The sequence below is a fragment of the Winogradskyella algicola genome (assembly GCF_005869935.1).
GTDB classification, from domain to species: domain Bacteria; phylum Bacteroidota; class Bacteroidia; order Flavobacteriales; family Flavobacteriaceae; genus Winogradskyella; species Winogradskyella algicola.
In genome coordinates this window covers 262298-277790 of record NZ_SZQF01000004.1, presented here as the reverse complement: position 1 = coordinate 277790, position 15493 = coordinate 262298, and the positions used below count along the sequence as shown (strand labels likewise).

General features: G+C 35.9%; 13 protein-coding genes. 6 read left to right on the top strand and 7 right to left on the bottom strand.

Going from position 1 to position 15493, the window contains the following annotated elements; translation table 11 throughout:
• Both FC091_RS08785 and FC091_RS08780 read right to left on the bottom strand, forming a co-directional pair.
• Positions 1 to 3433, bottom strand: a 3433-nt coding sequence (locus tag FC091_RS08785; RefSeq protein ID WP_138433895.1) for a pre-peptidase C-terminal domain-containing protein, incomplete at its 3' end; no start/stop codon positions are given.
• A 659-nt stretch (positions 3434 to 4092) separates the two neighbouring features.
• Positions 4093 to 4935 carry a T9SS type A sorting domain-containing protein gene (locus tag FC091_RS08780; RefSeq protein WP_138433894.1) on the bottom strand — a complete coding sequence of 281 codons (843 nt, stop codon included), beginning with the start codon at positions 4933 to 4935 and terminating at the stop codon, positions 4093 to 4095.
• Positions 4936 to 5144: 209 nt separating this feature from the next.
• Here FC091_RS08780 and FC091_RS08775 point away from each other — a divergent pair, with 209 nt between their 5' ends.
• A complete protein-coding gene (locus FC091_RS08775) occupies positions 5145 to 5744 on the top strand; it encodes a YdeI/OmpD-associated family protein (RefSeq protein WP_138433893.1) in 600 nt (199 codons plus the stop codon).
• A 63-nt stretch (positions 5745 to 5807) separates the two neighbouring features.
• Here FC091_RS08775 and yajC read toward each other — a convergent pair whose 3' ends face one another.
• The 4 genes from yajC to FC091_RS08755 all read right to left on the bottom strand — a co-directional run bounded on the left by yajC (position 5808) and on the right by FC091_RS08755 (position 8928).
• Complete coding sequence (yajC, locus tag FC091_RS08770) at positions 5808 to 6098, bottom strand: preprotein translocase subunit YajC (RefSeq protein ID WP_138433892.1); 291 nt, start codon at positions 6096 to 6098, stop codon at positions 5808 to 5810.
• 6 nt (positions 6099 to 6104) lie between these two features.
• Positions 6105 to 6665, bottom strand: coding sequence for a DUF1573 domain-containing protein (locus FC091_RS08765; protein ID WP_138433891.1), 561 nt, complete (start codon positions 6663 to 6665; stop codon positions 6105 to 6107).
• A gap of 123 nt (positions 6666 to 6788) precedes the next feature.
• A complete protein-coding gene (nusB, locus tag FC091_RS08760) occupies positions 6789 to 7700 on the bottom strand; it encodes a transcription antitermination factor NusB (RefSeq protein ID WP_138433890.1) in 912 nt (303 codons plus the stop codon).
• A gap of 124 nt (positions 7701 to 7824) precedes the next feature.
• Positions 7825 to 8928, bottom strand: coding sequence for a Glu/Leu/Phe/Val family dehydrogenase (locus tag FC091_RS08755; RefSeq protein WP_138433889.1), 1104 nt, complete (start codon positions 8926 to 8928; stop codon positions 7825 to 7827).
• A 133-nt stretch (positions 8929 to 9061) separates the two neighbouring features.
• Here FC091_RS08755 and FC091_RS08750 point away from each other — a divergent pair, with 133 nt between their 5' ends.
• The 3 genes from FC091_RS08750 to FC091_RS08740 all read left to right on the top strand — a co-directional run bounded on the left by FC091_RS08750 (position 9062) and on the right by FC091_RS08740 (position 13868).
• Positions 9062 to 10819 (top strand): ABC transporter ATP-binding protein, encoded by a 1758-nt coding sequence (locus FC091_RS08750; protein WP_138433888.1) that lies wholly within the window; start codon positions 9062 to 9064, stop codon positions 10817 to 10819.
• 61 nt (positions 10820 to 10880) lie between these two features.
• A complete protein-coding gene (locus FC091_RS08745; RefSeq protein WP_138433887.1) occupies positions 10881 to 11270 on the top strand; it encodes a PUR family DNA/RNA-binding protein in 390 nt (129 codons plus the stop codon).
• Between the two features lie 87 nt (positions 11271 to 11357).
• Positions 11358 to 13868: a M14 family zinc carboxypeptidase gene (locus FC091_RS08740; protein WP_138433886.1), complete on the top strand. Its 2511-nt coding sequence runs from the start codon at positions 11358 to 11360 to the stop codon at positions 13866 to 13868.
• A 90-nt stretch (positions 13869 to 13958) separates the two neighbouring features.
• On the opposite strand, the gene FC091_RS08735 is transcribed toward FC091_RS08740, so the two are convergent.
• Entirely contained in the window at positions 13959 to 14300 is a 342-nt protein-coding gene (locus tag FC091_RS08735; RefSeq protein ID WP_138433885.1) for a tRNA-binding protein, read from the bottom strand.
• 84 nt (positions 14301 to 14384) lie between these two features.
• Between FC091_RS08735 and FC091_RS08730 the strand changes: the two genes are divergently transcribed.
• A complete protein-coding gene (locus tag FC091_RS08730; protein WP_138433884.1) occupies positions 14385 to 14939 on the top strand; it encodes a thioredoxin family protein in 555 nt (184 codons plus the stop codon).
• On the top strand, positions 14936 to 15460 hold the full coding sequence (locus FC091_RS08725) for a GNAT family N-acetyltransferase (protein WP_138433883.1): 525 nt from the start codon (positions 14936 to 14938) through the stop codon (positions 15458 to 15460). The genes FC091_RS08730 and FC091_RS08725 overlap by 4 nt, the downstream gene beginning before the upstream one ends.
• Positions 15461 to 15493: the final 33 nt, after the last annotated feature.

The following is a 15493-nucleotide window of genomic DNA, read 5'->3' as shown; positions in this document are numbered from 1 at the left end:
TAAAGTCGGCCGTTCCGAAATAATCAAATATTCTTACCGTATAGGTTCCTGCCGATGGGGCGTCCAAGGTGATTTCCTCTGGACTGCCGCTATCGCTACATGCTAGGCTCGTAAGATCGTCGCATGGGCCCGAATAAACGAACATCACACCATCAAAGGCAAAGCCTCCTGTAGCGTCGTCCAAGCTTAGCGTATAGCTGCTTGTTCCGTCCGCTACAAACGTATAGAACAGGTCGAAGGCGTCCGAAGAGGCAAAGCCGTCACACTCAGCATCCAATCCGGATGCCGTGGCTCCTTCCGTACTGCCCGTTACCGTTACGCCACAATCCAACGGCAATGCGCCTGAACAGTCGTCGTTAACTGGTGCCGGCTCTGGACAGGTAAAGGTAAACTCTCCCAGGTCCGCATCACAGGCATCATCCGTAGCGTCTACTGTTAACGTTACGGTATCACCACTGTTGTATGGTCCCGCTACTACGGTTCCTGCCATTACTGGATACGTGTTTGTGCCGTCGCTGATCACCGTTCCTGCAGATCCTGCATCCGATACAACAACCTCCACGTTGAAGGTCCCGGTACCGTCCACCTCACTACAGGTCTCTACTACCGATACGCTGTCTATCGTTGGCTCTACACACTCTGGTGGTGCCACACAGGTTAGGTCTAACGTAAAGTCGGCCGTTCCGAAATAATCAAATATTCTTACCGTATAGGTTCCTGCCGATGGGGCGTCCAAGGTGATTTCCTCTGGACTGCCGCTATCGCTACATGCTAGGCTCGTAAGATCGTCGCATGGGCCTGAATAAACGAACATCACACCATCAAAGGCAAAGCCTCCTGTAGCATCGTCCAAGCTTAGCGTATAGCTGCTCGTTCCGTCCGCTACAAACGTATAGAACAGATCGAAGGCGTCCGAAGAGGCAAAGCCGTCACACTCAGCATCCAATCCAGATGCCGTGGCTCCTTCCGTACTGCCCGTTACCGTTACGCCACAATCCAACGGCAATGCGCCTGAACAGTCGTCGTTAACTGGTGCCGGCTCTGGACAGGTAAAGGTAAACTCTCCCAGGTCCGCATCACAGGCATCATCCGTAGCGTCTACTGTTAAGGTCACGGTATCACCACTGTTGTATGGTCCCGCTACTACGGTTCCTGCCATTACTGGATATGTGTTTGTACCGTCGCTGATCACCGTTCCTGAAGATCCTGCATCCGATACAACAACCTCCACGTTGAAGGTACCTGTACCGTCCACCTCATTACAGGTCTCTTCTACCGATACGCTGTCTATCGTTGGTTCTACACACTCTGGCGGTGCCACACATGATACGTTCATGGTATAGGCGCCTCTATTTGTACCAAAGCCGCTTACATAAACATAATATGTAGTACCTGCCATAGTCTCTACCGTAATTGACGATGTTGTACTATCACCACCATCATCATCTCCATCTAAACAGGTTAGGTCATCACATACTCCTGTGTACACAAAGATCTTAGTGTCGAAAGACGATCCTGTAAGATCGAAAGTTGCTTCTCCTCCATCTCCCATAAAGGTGTACCAAACACCTCCGTTTGTTGCACTTGGTGCTGGAGTTCCACAATATGTCTGCTCTGAATCTGAAGTGGCTGCTGTGGTATCTCCCATTACGGTATCACCACATGCTACCATCTCCGCATCTGCACATAGATCGTTGGCTGGTGCTGGTAATGGACAGGTAAAGGTAAACTCTCCCAAGTCCGCATCACAGGCATCATCCGTAGCGTCTACTGTTAAGGTCACGGTATCACCACTGTTATATGGTCCCGCTACTATGGTTCCTACCATTACTGGATATGTATTTGTGCCGTCACTGATCACTGTTCCTGCATCTCCTGCGTCAGATACCACAACCTCCACGTTGAAGGTGCCTGTGCCATCTACCTCATTACAGGTCTCCACTACCGATACACTGTCTATCGTTGGCTCTACACACTCTGGTGGTGCCACACAGGTTAGGTCTAAAGTAAAGTCGGCCGTTCCGAAATAATCAAATATTCTTACCGTATAGGTTCCTGCTGATGGGGCGTCCAAGGTGATTTCCTCTGGACTGCCGCTATCGCTACATGCTAGGCTCGTAAGATCGTCGCATGGGCCTGAATAAACGAACATGACTCCATCGAAGGTGAAGCCTCCTGTAGCGTCGTCCAAGCTTAGCGTATAGCTGCTCGTTCCGTCGGCTATAAACGTATAGAACAGGTCTTGAGCGTCAGAAGATGTAAAGCCGTCACACTCAGCATCCAATCCTGATGCTGTGGCTCCTTCTGTGCTGCCCGTTACCGTTACGCCGCAATCCAATGGCAATGCTCCTGAACAATCATCGTTGGCTGGTGGTGGCAATGGTGCCGTATATTCCACAGATACCCAATCACTGACCAAAGAAGGCACATCAGAACAACGACCACGTACCCAATACAGTAAGGTTTCTCCTGGAGCAGGAGATGAAAATGTTGTATTTGTTTCCGAGGTATTGATTGTAGGAAAAGACCCATCGGGCTCATTTTCACCAGGTTGCGAAACACTAACATCAAAAATAAACTCATTACCTCCAGGTGTCCATTCAAGCAAGACACCATTTGAATCAGTTATTGGTATAGCTGTCAAATCTGTTGGTGCTGGACATGCTGGTGGTGCCGCACAAGTCACTTCTAATGAATAATCACCAAATGCGCCAGTACCACCAAATGGATTGACGTAACCTTCCACTATTATGATATATGTTGACACCCCATCCGAGACGAATGTTAATTGAGAAGAAGATGTACCGCATGCGGCACTATCATCATTATTTGCAACCTCAGTACTATTACAAGCATCTAATACTCTAAGGAAGGTATCAAAACCAGATCCACACAAACTAACTGTAATTTCCTCACCAGTTGCCGTACCAGCTAAAGAATAAAACACATCATTTGAAGGGTTTCCTGCTGTATCAGTTGCAGCAGCTGTTGAGCCTGTGACGCTACTGCCACAAGTTATAGGAGTAGCATCCACACAGAGATCGTTATCTGGTACTGGTTCAGGTTCTCCATCGAGGTTAGAAATTGTGCCTGTGTGAGCTTCTTGTGCACCTGTACAACCGCTGGAGCCATCATCATCATGACGAAAAATATCGTGAATACCATCGGTTGCCGTAAAAGTTATTGGAGATAATCCATTTGCCACAACATTACCAGCACTATCTGCAATGGTAATAAATTTTGGAGTGCCATCATCAGCAATAACATCAACCGTGTACTCATCTCCGATGATAAAACCGGATGCGGTCGATGCTTCGTCTGTCCATAAATCAGTTGCCCATTCTTGCTGGTTACCTGAATTATCTACAGTGAAATTGGCATAAAATCCAAATCCAGCTGTAGTACATTGCGCATTACTTTGCCAACAACACATCAGCATGATAACGCATAAATAAATAATTTTTTTCATAAAGTTTACTTTAAGTTACTATTTAGGTTAGAATCTTAAATTGGGACCTTTGGCCCATCTATGATGAATTGAATTTGAAAATATGACTGCTCATAGTGAATGGTTAATTAACGTTAGTAATAGTTGATATACACCAAAAACATCCTAATAATAAGGACAGTAGTATGTTAGTTGTAGAAAGTGGGCATCACTTATGCTATGCCTAAATCAAAAAAAGTAAACTTGTGTAGAGATTATTAGTTAAAAGCATGCTGATTTACATTTTTAATTACCAAGTGTATTGTAGAATCAAAAATGTATTATAAACAAGAAATTAAACTAATGAGTAAATGTAATTATTGAAAACAAGTTTAGATAGTTAATGATTAATAGCACTTCAATGTAGTAAAAAATTGTTTTCAATATTAAAGGAATGTTAAATAAATCGTTAAAATGTTAATATTTTCTTTTAACAGCATTGCATAATTTGATAAAAATAAAGAAATACAATTATTATTTCTAGAATATCTCAAAAGAGATTAGCTGATTTTTTCACCTCGTTCATAAAGATCTATACTGAAGAAGACTATTCTAATCTAACTTTGAATAAAAGTTTGCAATTAGTAATTCAGACAAATTCTCTATCAAATGACAATCAATTTCCTAATCATAGTTTTACCCTGAGATTTAAACTCCACGAAGTAAGTTCCTGCGCTCAATATATCAGTATTAATCATTATTGTTCTACCACCTTTAAATCCATAGCCTGAATACAATTTGGAACCTAATATGTTATAAATTGAAATATCCAAATTGTTTACTCCCGATGGAACATTTACATAAAATTTGCCAAGATCAGTTGGGTTAGGATGCATAAAAACATCCTCTAAACTAATATTATAACCTGATAACGTTTCTACCTCAAAAATAATTTTGAAACGATCTCCTGCAATTGATTGAGGAATACCTAAATCTATAGTATACGCATAATTTATTATTCCGTTTTGTGGAATTTCAGTAGAAACATCCTCGTAATTATCATATAAGGTTGCTATAGCATTTTGCATAGAAATACCTTCGGCTACAATTGTGTAGTTGGTATTTCTGTATGTATTAACCTCTAATTGAATTTCTTCTTGATCTACTGGTGCTGCTCTAGTTTCTATACTCAACAAAACACCATTGTTGTTAATCGAAAAATTTTCATCTAGATTAGTGATATCTGGTGCATCATTTATATCAACATCATTGCTTCCATCTGTATCAAAAAAAATTAATACTCCATCTGCTGCAGTTTCATTATTTGCTAATGCATTACTTTCATATAGAGATAAGCGCAATTGCCCTAAACTTGTTAACTCACTTGCTTTAGAAACTGATGTAATTTCAAAATCTGTGCTTTGATGGTACTCTGGAACATTTATATGTTTTTTGAAATGAACAAACAGAAATATAAATGTATAGAGGAGATAATAAGACGTCTTCATTTTACCGAATTTAGAATATAGGTTGATTTAAAAATGTACCATAACCAACATTATAATGAAGAAGTAGACATAGTAGATAGAGCAAACTAATTATTGTAAACTTAATCAAAATTTACACATCAACAAAAGCAATGTAACTCATAAAAGACTTATGAAACAAAACTCAAATTGTAGAAAAATGTAAATTTGAACCTTAAAACCTTGTTAAAATGAAAAAAGTCTCATCAGTTGAAGAATATATAGAAGTAAATGCACACTTTGGAGAAGAGCTCTCTATACTTAGAGATATTATTAATTCTACCGAATTAGAAGAAACTCTAAAATGGAGCGCGCCTACTTATACTCTAGATGGAAAAAATGTTGTTGGTCTTGGTGCTTTTAAAAACCATTTTGGTATTTGGTTTTTTCAAGGTGTCTTTTTAAAAGATGAAGCTAAGTTACTCATCAACGCTCAAGAGAACAAAACGAAAGCCTTAAGGCAAATGCGTTTTGAATCTAAAGCAGATATCAATAAAAGTGCTGTTCTAAAGTATGTGAAAGAGGCTATAGAAAATCAACGTTTAGGTAAAGAGATAAAACCTCAACGTAATACTAAAGCTGTTGTTATCCCTATAGAATTAAAGAATATACTCTCTACTAACCAAGAATTAAAAGACGCTTTCAAATCATTAGCACCAGGGAAACAAAGAGAATATTGTGAGCATATTATTGAGGCTAAACGAGAAGCTACAAAACAATCTAGAATAAAAAAAATAACACCTATGATTCTTAAAGGTGTTGGTCTGTATGATAAATACAAAAACTGTTAGAACTATACATTAAAAAAGCCACTCAAAATTGAGTGGCTTTATTCATATGATTATAATCCAAACTTACTTTGCTTTAGCTGGAGTATTTAATTTTTTACTCATTTCCATAGAAATTGCAGAACGGTCAAACTTAATCTTACCTGCTAAGGTTTCTATAACACAGCTGTTATCTTTATCGTTTAACTCTACAATTTTACCGTGCATTCCGCTTTTTGTAATTATACGGTCACCACGCTTCATTTCGCTAGCGAACTTTTTTTCTTGTTTTTGACGCTTCAATTGTGGTGCAATCATAAAGAAATACATCACAGCGAAAATGGCTACAAATGGTAAAACTGAACCTAATCCTTCCATTATAAATTAGTCGTGGTTATGACCTTCGTGGCCAGGTTTTGTTGATGTTTTTGTGTTTAGCATCGGATTCTTTGGTGTTGCATTCGCTGCTGCTGCCTTTTTTTCCGCTGCTCTCTTAGCGGCTTCTGGATTGTTAACCATTGCTGTAATTTTAACTACCTCAGTTCCTTTTTCTGTATTAGTTGTCATAGTTAAAGACTTAGATACTTTACCATTTCCTTTACCATTAAACTTTACAGTAAACTGACCTGTTTCACCTGGTGCAACTTCCTTTGTATAGTTAGATGGTACAGTACAACCACAAGTACTCTTAATATTACTTACTACAAGCATAGAGTTACCTTTATTTGTGTACTTAAAAATTGTTTCTACAGGAGTACCGTTTTCAATTGTACCAAAATCGTGTACAGTTTTATCTAATTCGATCACTGGGAAATCACCAGCATTGGCATCTCTCTCTGCCGCAACAGCTACATTTTCTGAATTTACTTTACTAGCTGCATCGTCTTTACAAGAAGTAAAAGCAACCATGCATAACGCACTAAATCCTAAGATAATCTTTTTCATTACTTATATTTTAATTAATACTATTGATTTTCTAAGTTGCCAAAGGTAACAATAATTCGCTGCAATTAAAATTTTTTAGAATGTCCTTAACAGAAGTACCAAAGAAACACACAGCGTAATCGACTACATTAGTCCTCTCCCTGTTTTTGCGTGTAAGTTATTTGACTGATATTCTTTCACGATTTTATCTAGTATGCCATTAATAAACAAACTACTTTTTGGTGTGGAGTACTCTTTGGCTATCTCTAAATATTCATTAATAGTTACTTTATAAGGAATTGATGGAAATTTCTGAAATTCGCACAAGGCCATTTTTAACAATAAACCATCTAAACTTGCTAATCGCTCTGTGTCCCAATTGGTAGTCTTTTTAGATATTTCATCAGAAAATTTAGAGTTATTCAATATTGTCTTTTTGAATAATTCTTTGGCAAATTCTTTATCGTCTTCGTCCTTATATAAATCTGGCAATAATTTAGTTTCTGGAGATGTAAGCTTTATTTTGCCCAATACTTTTAAAAGTACAGTATTTACCACAGGAAAATCATCTACCCACGTTAATTTTTTATCCTCAAAATAATCATAAAGCTTATCATTTGGCGCTATGATTTCTGTGTAGATATCTAAAATAAATTGCTTATCTGTTTTTAAATCTGTTTCCGAATTATTTACATAATCTTCGTAAAGTTTACTGTTTTTTATCTCTTTGAATAAAATATCTACGTACTCAAAATCTAAATCCCAAAAATTCAGTTTTCGTTTTGTTATAACCTCCTGCAACATTTTATTATCACTGATAATACCTAACAGTAAGTTGTCTTGAAATTTAGTGTTTGGATTTCTATCTGAGTCTGATCTTAATAGTTTTTTCTGAAGCTTACTATTGTAATCCTTACTCTTTTTGTGCAATTCTGTGAGTAAAGCCAAGATAGAAAGGTACAAGTCTAACATGCTATCTAAACTGTGCATTAAAAACTTCTCGTCTTTTGCCAAGTCATCACTTTCATGACCTTTAAAAGCGTACAATGATTGCATTACTTTTATTCTAATATGTCTTCTGTTAAGCATGTATACAGAACTGCTTTTTATAGGTTATTAAAAAAGGTGAATCGCTCTCGATTCACCTTGCAAAAATACTATTATTTAACTCTGAAAAAAATTATTTAGAATTTTCTCTTTTACGAGTTTCTATACGTTCCCTTGCTATATTTAATGCAGCAGTATTAGTAGTAAGATTATTTACTTTAGCATTATCTAAAATTTCAAGCGTTGTATTATAAATATTTTCAGTTTTACGCATAATCTCTTGTCTATCGTAATTCTCTAACTCCGCATAAACATTTATTATCCCACCAGCATTAATTAAGAAATCGGGAGCATACACAATACCTCGTTCTTGCAAAATTCTACCATGCTTATCTTCTTCCGCTAACTGATTGTTAGCCGCACCTGCGATAATATCTGCTTGTATTCTATTTATGGTATCATCATTAATAGTTGCTCCCAAAGCACAAGGTGCATAAATATCCATAGGCTCACTATAAATATCATTACCTCCATATATTGTAGCTCCGTACTTAGAACGCACTTCTTCAAGTCGTTCTTGGTTAATATCAGCAATTGTTACTTTAGCACCTTCATTCACCAAATGTTCAACAAGTGCTTCTCCAACATGCCCAATACCTTGTACGTAAACCGATTTATCTTCTAATACATCTGAACCGTATTTAAACTTTGCTGCAGCTTTCATACCCATAAATACACCATAAGCTGTAATTGGCGAAGGATTACCAGCACCACCTTTGCTCTCAGAAATACCTGTTACGTATGGAGTTACTTCTCTTACAGTATCCATATCTTCGGTAGCCATTCCTACATCTTCTGCTGTAATATATTTACCGCTTAGAGAGTGTACAAATTCACCAAAACGTCTCATTAACTCAGGAGTTTTTTGAGTTTTGGCATCACCTATAATTACAGCCTTACCACCACCAAGATTTAATCCTGTTATCGCAGACTTAAATGTCATACCACGAGACAAACGCAATACATCATTTAGTGCCTCCCACTCATTATTATAATTCCACATTCTGGTACCACCTAGTGCAGGTCCTAAAACAGTGTTATGGATGCCAATTATAGCTTTTAAACCAGTATCTTTGTCGTTGCAGAAAACGATTTGCTCGTGATCATCAAATGAAACCTGACCAAATACAGGATCTGCTTTTGAAAGTTCCTTAGAACTTATTAATTCTGAAGTCATTATTGATTAAGATTTAAGGCTGTTTGAAAATAATTTAAAAACAGCGTGCAAAAATAAATTATAATTAGAGGATTAGCAAAATATTAACGTCAAAATCAGATTATCATAATACTTTTGACTGACCAAATACAACATGAAGGCACTAAAGCATCTAAATAAATACTTCTTTAAATACAGATACCGATTAATCATAGGTGTGATTATTACCATAGTATCCAAGATATTTGTCTTATTCACACCTCGTTTCATAGGGGATTCCATAAATATTATCTCGGATAAACTTAATGGTAAAATTACTTACGAAGTCTTTAAAACAGGCCTTATTACTAATGTCTTGTTAATCATTGGCGCTGCTGTTTTAGCTGGTTTGTTTACATTTTTAATGCGTCAGACTATAATAAACGTATCGAGATATATTGAGTATGATTTAAAAAATGAGATCTACAAGCATTATCAAATTCTTTCTTTAAACTTTTATAAATCTAACCGTACAGGAGATTTAATGAATCGTATAAGTGAAGATGTTGGTAAAGTACGTATGTACGTTGGTCCTGCTCTAATGTATACCATAAACACAATTACCTTATTTACAGTAGCAATTATCTACATGGTAAATACAGCACCAACACTTACACTATACACATTATTACCATTACCAATTTTATCTGTTTCAATTTATAAATTGAGCAGATTAATCAATAAACGCAGTACGATTGTACAACAATCATTATCAACATTGTCTACCTATGCGCAGGAAACCTTTAGTGGAATTTCGGTAATAAAGTCTTATGGTATAGAACCTAAAACTAACGATGAATTTGAAGGGCTTTCAGCAGAAAACCGCCAAAAACAAATTAACCTAACTAAGGTACAAGCTCTTTTCTTCCCATTAATGATTTTATTAATTGGCATTAGCAATCTCATTGTTATTTATGTCGGAGGAATGCAATATATGAATGGTGAAATTGAAAATATCGGAACCATTGCTGAGTTCATCATTTATGTAAATATGCTCACCTGGCCTGTAGCCACTGTGGGCTGGGTTACATCTTTAGTGCAGCAAGCAGAAGCCTCACAAGAACGTATTAATGAGTTTCTAAAAACCGAGCCAGAAATTCAGAATACGGTTAATAAACTTACACCCATAAAAGGTGATATTGAATTTAAGAATGTTTCCTTCGTTTATCCAGATACTAATATTGAAGCGCTTAAAGACGTTAGTTTCACTTTAAAATCTGGAGAAACTTTAGCAATATTAGGCAAAACCGGCTCAGGTAAATCAACAATTTTAGACCTTATTGGTAGACTTTACGACATAGATAATGGCAACATTCTCATAGATAGTAAAAAAATATCAGAGCTTAATCTATTCAGTTTAAGGGAAAGTATTGGATATGTACCACAGGATGCATTTTTGTTTTCAGATACTATAAAAAACAATATTAAGTTTGGTAAAGAAGATGCTACAGATAATGAAGTTATTGAAGCAGCCAAAGATGCCAAAGTTCATAAAAACATTATTGGTTTTAGTAAAGGTTACGACACAGTTTTAGGCGAACGTGGCATCACACTTTCTGGTGGGCAAAAGCAACGTGTATCAATTGCAAGAGCTATTATTAAAAAGCCTGAAATACTTCTGTTTGATGACTGTTTATCCGCGGTAGATACAGAAACTGAAGAAAAAATTCTAAAAAATTTAGTTAGGCTAACTAAAGACAAAACTACTATTATAGTTAGTCATCGAGTGTCGTCTGCAAAAAACGCAGACAAAATTATTGTGTTAGAAGATGGCATTATTACGCAAACGGGAAACCATGAAAACCTCATTAATGTAGAAGGGTATTATAAGGAACTTTACTTGAAACAACTATCCGAAAAAGAAATACAATAAATTATTTGTCAGTTTACTTTTTTTTTAGATTTTTGAGAATAAATTAAAAAAAGATTGATTTATGAGCGATTATGAAATGACGGATAAAGAAGAAATTTATTCTAAAGTACTACGCGCAGGAAGACGAACCTATTTCTTTGACGTTAGAGCAACAAAAGCAGAAGATTACTACCTAACCATTACAGAAAGTAAAAAATTTACAAACGACGACGGCTCTTATCATTATAAAAAGCATAAAATTTACCTTTATAAGGAAGATTTTTCTGAGTTTAAAGAAATTTTAGCTGAAATGACGGACTATATCATTTCTGAAAAAGGTGAAGAAGTGATAAGCGAGCGCCACCAAAAAGACTTTAAACGAGAAGACGATTTTGTAGCTCAAGAAGCTAAAACCTCAAAAGATTTAAGTGGTACAGATAGTTTTACAGACATAAGTTTTGATGACATCTAAAATCAACTTCTGTTAAATTATAAAAACCCTGACAAAAATTTGTCAGGGTTTTTTATTTTTAGAACTTAACCAACACCGAATAAGTACATGCAACGTATTGCTTTAGTTTTCTTTTTATTTACCGCTACTCTTTTCTCACAGCCACAAACAGATCTATCATATTATTTACCAGACGGTGTTATATATAATCCTAATATACCAACTCCCAAGAGTATCGTAGGACATGAAGTTGGCGAGTGGCACATTACACACGATAAACTTGTGCAGTATATGCGAGAACTTGCTGAAGTTTCAAATCGTGTAAGTATAGAAGATAGAGGGCAAACTTTTGAAGGCAGGCCATTAATTCTACTAACCATAACCTCACCAAGTAATCATTCTAAGTTAGACCATATAAAAACACAACATATAGAAGCTACAGATACAGACAAGGCTAATTTTAAAGATATGCCCATAGTAGTGTATCAGGGATTTTCTATACATGGTAACGAACCCAGTGGCTCTAATGCTGCATTAGCGTTAGCGTATTATTTAGCAGCCGCAGAAGGTTCTGAAATTGAAAATTTACTAAAAAACACTGTAATACTCTTCGACCCTTCATTAAATCCGGATGGTTTACAGCGCTTTGCCTACTGGGCTAATACTAATCGTGGAAAAAATCTTAATGCAGACCCTAACGATAGAGAGTTTAGTGAAGTCTGGCCTGGTGGACGCACCAATCACTACTGGTTTGACATGAATAGAGATTGGCTACCTGTACAGTTACCAGAGTCTAGAGCACGTATACAAACATTTCACGAGTGGTTACCTAATATCTTAACCGATCATCACGAAATGGGCACTAATGCGAGTTTCTTTTTTCAACCTGGTATCCCATCACGCACACATCCTTTAACTCCAAAAATGAATCAGGAATTAACAAAAGATATTGCCAAATTTCATGCTAAAGCGTTAGATAAAATAGGCTCTTTATATTATTCTGAAGAAAGTTTTGATGATTTCTATTACGGTAAAGGTTCTACGTTTCCCGATATAAATGGTGGTATTGGTATTTTATTTGAGCAAGCCAGCTCTCGGGGCCATCTTCAAGAAAGTGAAAACGGAATTCTTTCATTTCCTTTTACTATTAAAAACCAGTTTACAGCTGCACTATCAACGCTTGAAGCGGCAAATGGAATGCGAAAAGAACTATTAGAATATCAACATAATTTTTATAAAAACGCACGTAGAGAAGCTTCAAAAGAAGGAAACAAAGCCATAATCTTTGGTGATGAAAAGGATGCAGCCAAAACCTATCATTTAGCAGAAATCCTTAAACGTCACAAAATAAAATTTCATCATTTAAAATCTGATGTTGGCTTAGATGGTAAAACCTATAAAAAAGGGTATAGTTATGTGATTCCTAAAAACCAAAAGAACACAAGACTCATAAATGCCATGTTTGAAAAGCGCACAACGTTTCAAGATAGTTTGTTTTATGATATTTCTGCATGGACATTTCCTCTTGCATTTAACCTCGATTATGCAGAAACCAGCATGGAAAAGGCCGGCAATATTGTAAATGATTTAAAACATTTACAAGGTGGAGTAAATTCAAAAAGCGAATATGCTTATCTATTTCCTTGGAATGAATATTATGCTCCAAAACTTCTAAATTCAATTCTTAAAAAAAGAATTCGTGCCAAGGTAAGCATGAAAAACTTTAAAGCTAATGGAAAGGCTTACGATTATGGTACAATTATGATTCCTGTACAAAATCAAGATATGGATTCTTCTGCATTGTATGCATTCTTAAATACTGCTGCTCAAGAAAGTCATATTATAATCGACGCAGTATCCACAGGACTAAATGAAGGTATAGATCTCGGAAGCCGAAATTTTAGAGCTTTAGAGCTTCCTAAAATAGCGTTGTTAGTTGGCGATGGAGTCACATCTTATGATGCTGGCGAGATTTGGCATTTGTTGGATACCAGATACGATATCATTCCTACAAAACTAGACACAAAGAACTTTGGCAGAGCTGATTTAAGCAGATACAATACCATTATTATGGTAAATTCTTATTCGGCATTAGACGATGGTGACACTAAAAAGCTAAAGCAATGGTTACAAGATGGTGGTTCTCTTATAGCATACAGAAGTACTTTGCGTTGGCTAAATTCTAAAGAATTAATGAAGATTAATTTTAAGAAAAGAAAATCACTAAAAGCAAAAACTATATCTTTTGAAGAACGAAGCAATTTTAGAGGAGCACAAGTTATTGGTGGTGCTATTTTTGAAACAACATTAGACCGTTCTCACCCAGTCAATTTTGGATACAAAAATGATAAATTAGCGCTATTTAGAAACACAACATTGTTTATAAAACCGAATAAGAATAGTTATGACAATCCCATTCAATACACCGCAAATCCACTAATGAGCGGTTATATTTCTGAAGAAAATTTAGACAGCATAAAACAAACCATTCCCTTTAAAACAGGTAGAGTTGGAAGAGGAAAAATCATGGCCTTTACAGATAACACTAATTTTAGAGCGTTTTGGTATGGAACTAATAAATTATTGATGAACGCTATTTTCTTTAGAAATGAGATGTAGTGAGTAGTGAAACTAAAAACCTAACAATTTACTAAACAAATAAACATCTTAACAATTTAACAGTTAAACGGTTAAACAACAAAACAAACATCACGATACCTGCGAGCCGTTTTTAACTTTATTTTCAGGATGCAATAAGAACACATCATTTTCTTTCACTGCACCAACAACAAGGCATTCACTCATAAAATTGGCTATTTGTTTTTTAGGGAAATTAACGACAGCGACAATTTGACGATTTTTTAAATCTTCTTTTTTGTACTGTGTCGTAATCTGAGCAGAAGATTTTTTAACTCCTAAGTCACCAAAATTTATAGTGAGTTGATAGGCTGATTTTTTAGCATTAGGAAAATCATTAACTTCAACAATAGTTCCTACCCTTAAATCTACCTTTGTAAAGTCTTCAAATATTATTATATTATCTGTTGTCATGCTGAACTTGTTTGGCTACGCCGTATCTTTGATTTCAGTATTTTTTTTAATACTTTAAATAAACTTCTAAAATACAAAAATATAATGGCTTTAACACCATCAAATATGCTGCCTTTAGGCACTAAGGCGCCAGATTTTAATTTAGTAGATACTAAAGACAATCAAACAAAATCACTAACCGAACTTAAAGGTAAAAACGGTACTTTGGTTATGTTTATTTGCAACCACTGCCCTTTTGTAATTCATGTTAATGAACAATTAGTTAAATTGGCAAATGATTATAAGACTAAAGGTATTAACTGTATTGCTATCTCAAGTAATGATGTGGAAAACTATCCACAAGATGGTCCTGATAAAATGAAAACACATGCCGAAGAAAACCACTATCCTTTTCCGTATTTGTATGACGAAACACAAGAAGTAGCAAAGACTTATGATGCGGCATGCACACCAGATTTTTTTCTTTTTAATGAAGATTTAAAATTGGTATATACTGGGCTATTGGATGGATCTAGACCAGGAAATGATATTCCTGTTACTGGTGAAGATTTAAGAGCTGCTATGGATGCGCTTTTAAGCAAAGATACCATAAACCCTAACCAAAAACCAAGTATGGGCTGTAATATTAAGTGGAAATGAACATCAAAATAGAATCAGAACGTCTCTACCTAAGACCTATCAAAGAATATGACGATAAAGACTTCTTTGAGTTAGACTCTAACCCTAAAGTACACGAGTTTTTAGGAAACAATCCAGTAACATCAATTGAAGAGTCTCGTGGCTATATTAAAAGCATTTTACAGCAGTACAAAGATTATGGAATTGGTCGTTTAGCGATTATAAAAAAAGATACTGGTGAATTTATAGGTTGGTGTGGACTAAAATTTGAACGTGAAATACGCAAAGAATTTGATTATTATGATTTAGGCTACAGACTTAAAGAAGCATTTTGGGGACATGGTTACGCAACTGAAGCTTCAATTGCGTCTTTACATTATGGTTTTAATGATCTAAACCTCAAAGAAATTTGTGCAGCTGCTTATGTGAGGCATACTGTTTCTAATATTATTCTTAAGAAAATAGGTTTAAAGCCTTCTGGTACTTTTACTTATGACAATGAACTTTGTAATTGGTATTCTTTGCAAAATCCAAATCTATAAATAACAAAACCCCTTCTTTCGAAGAGGTTCTGC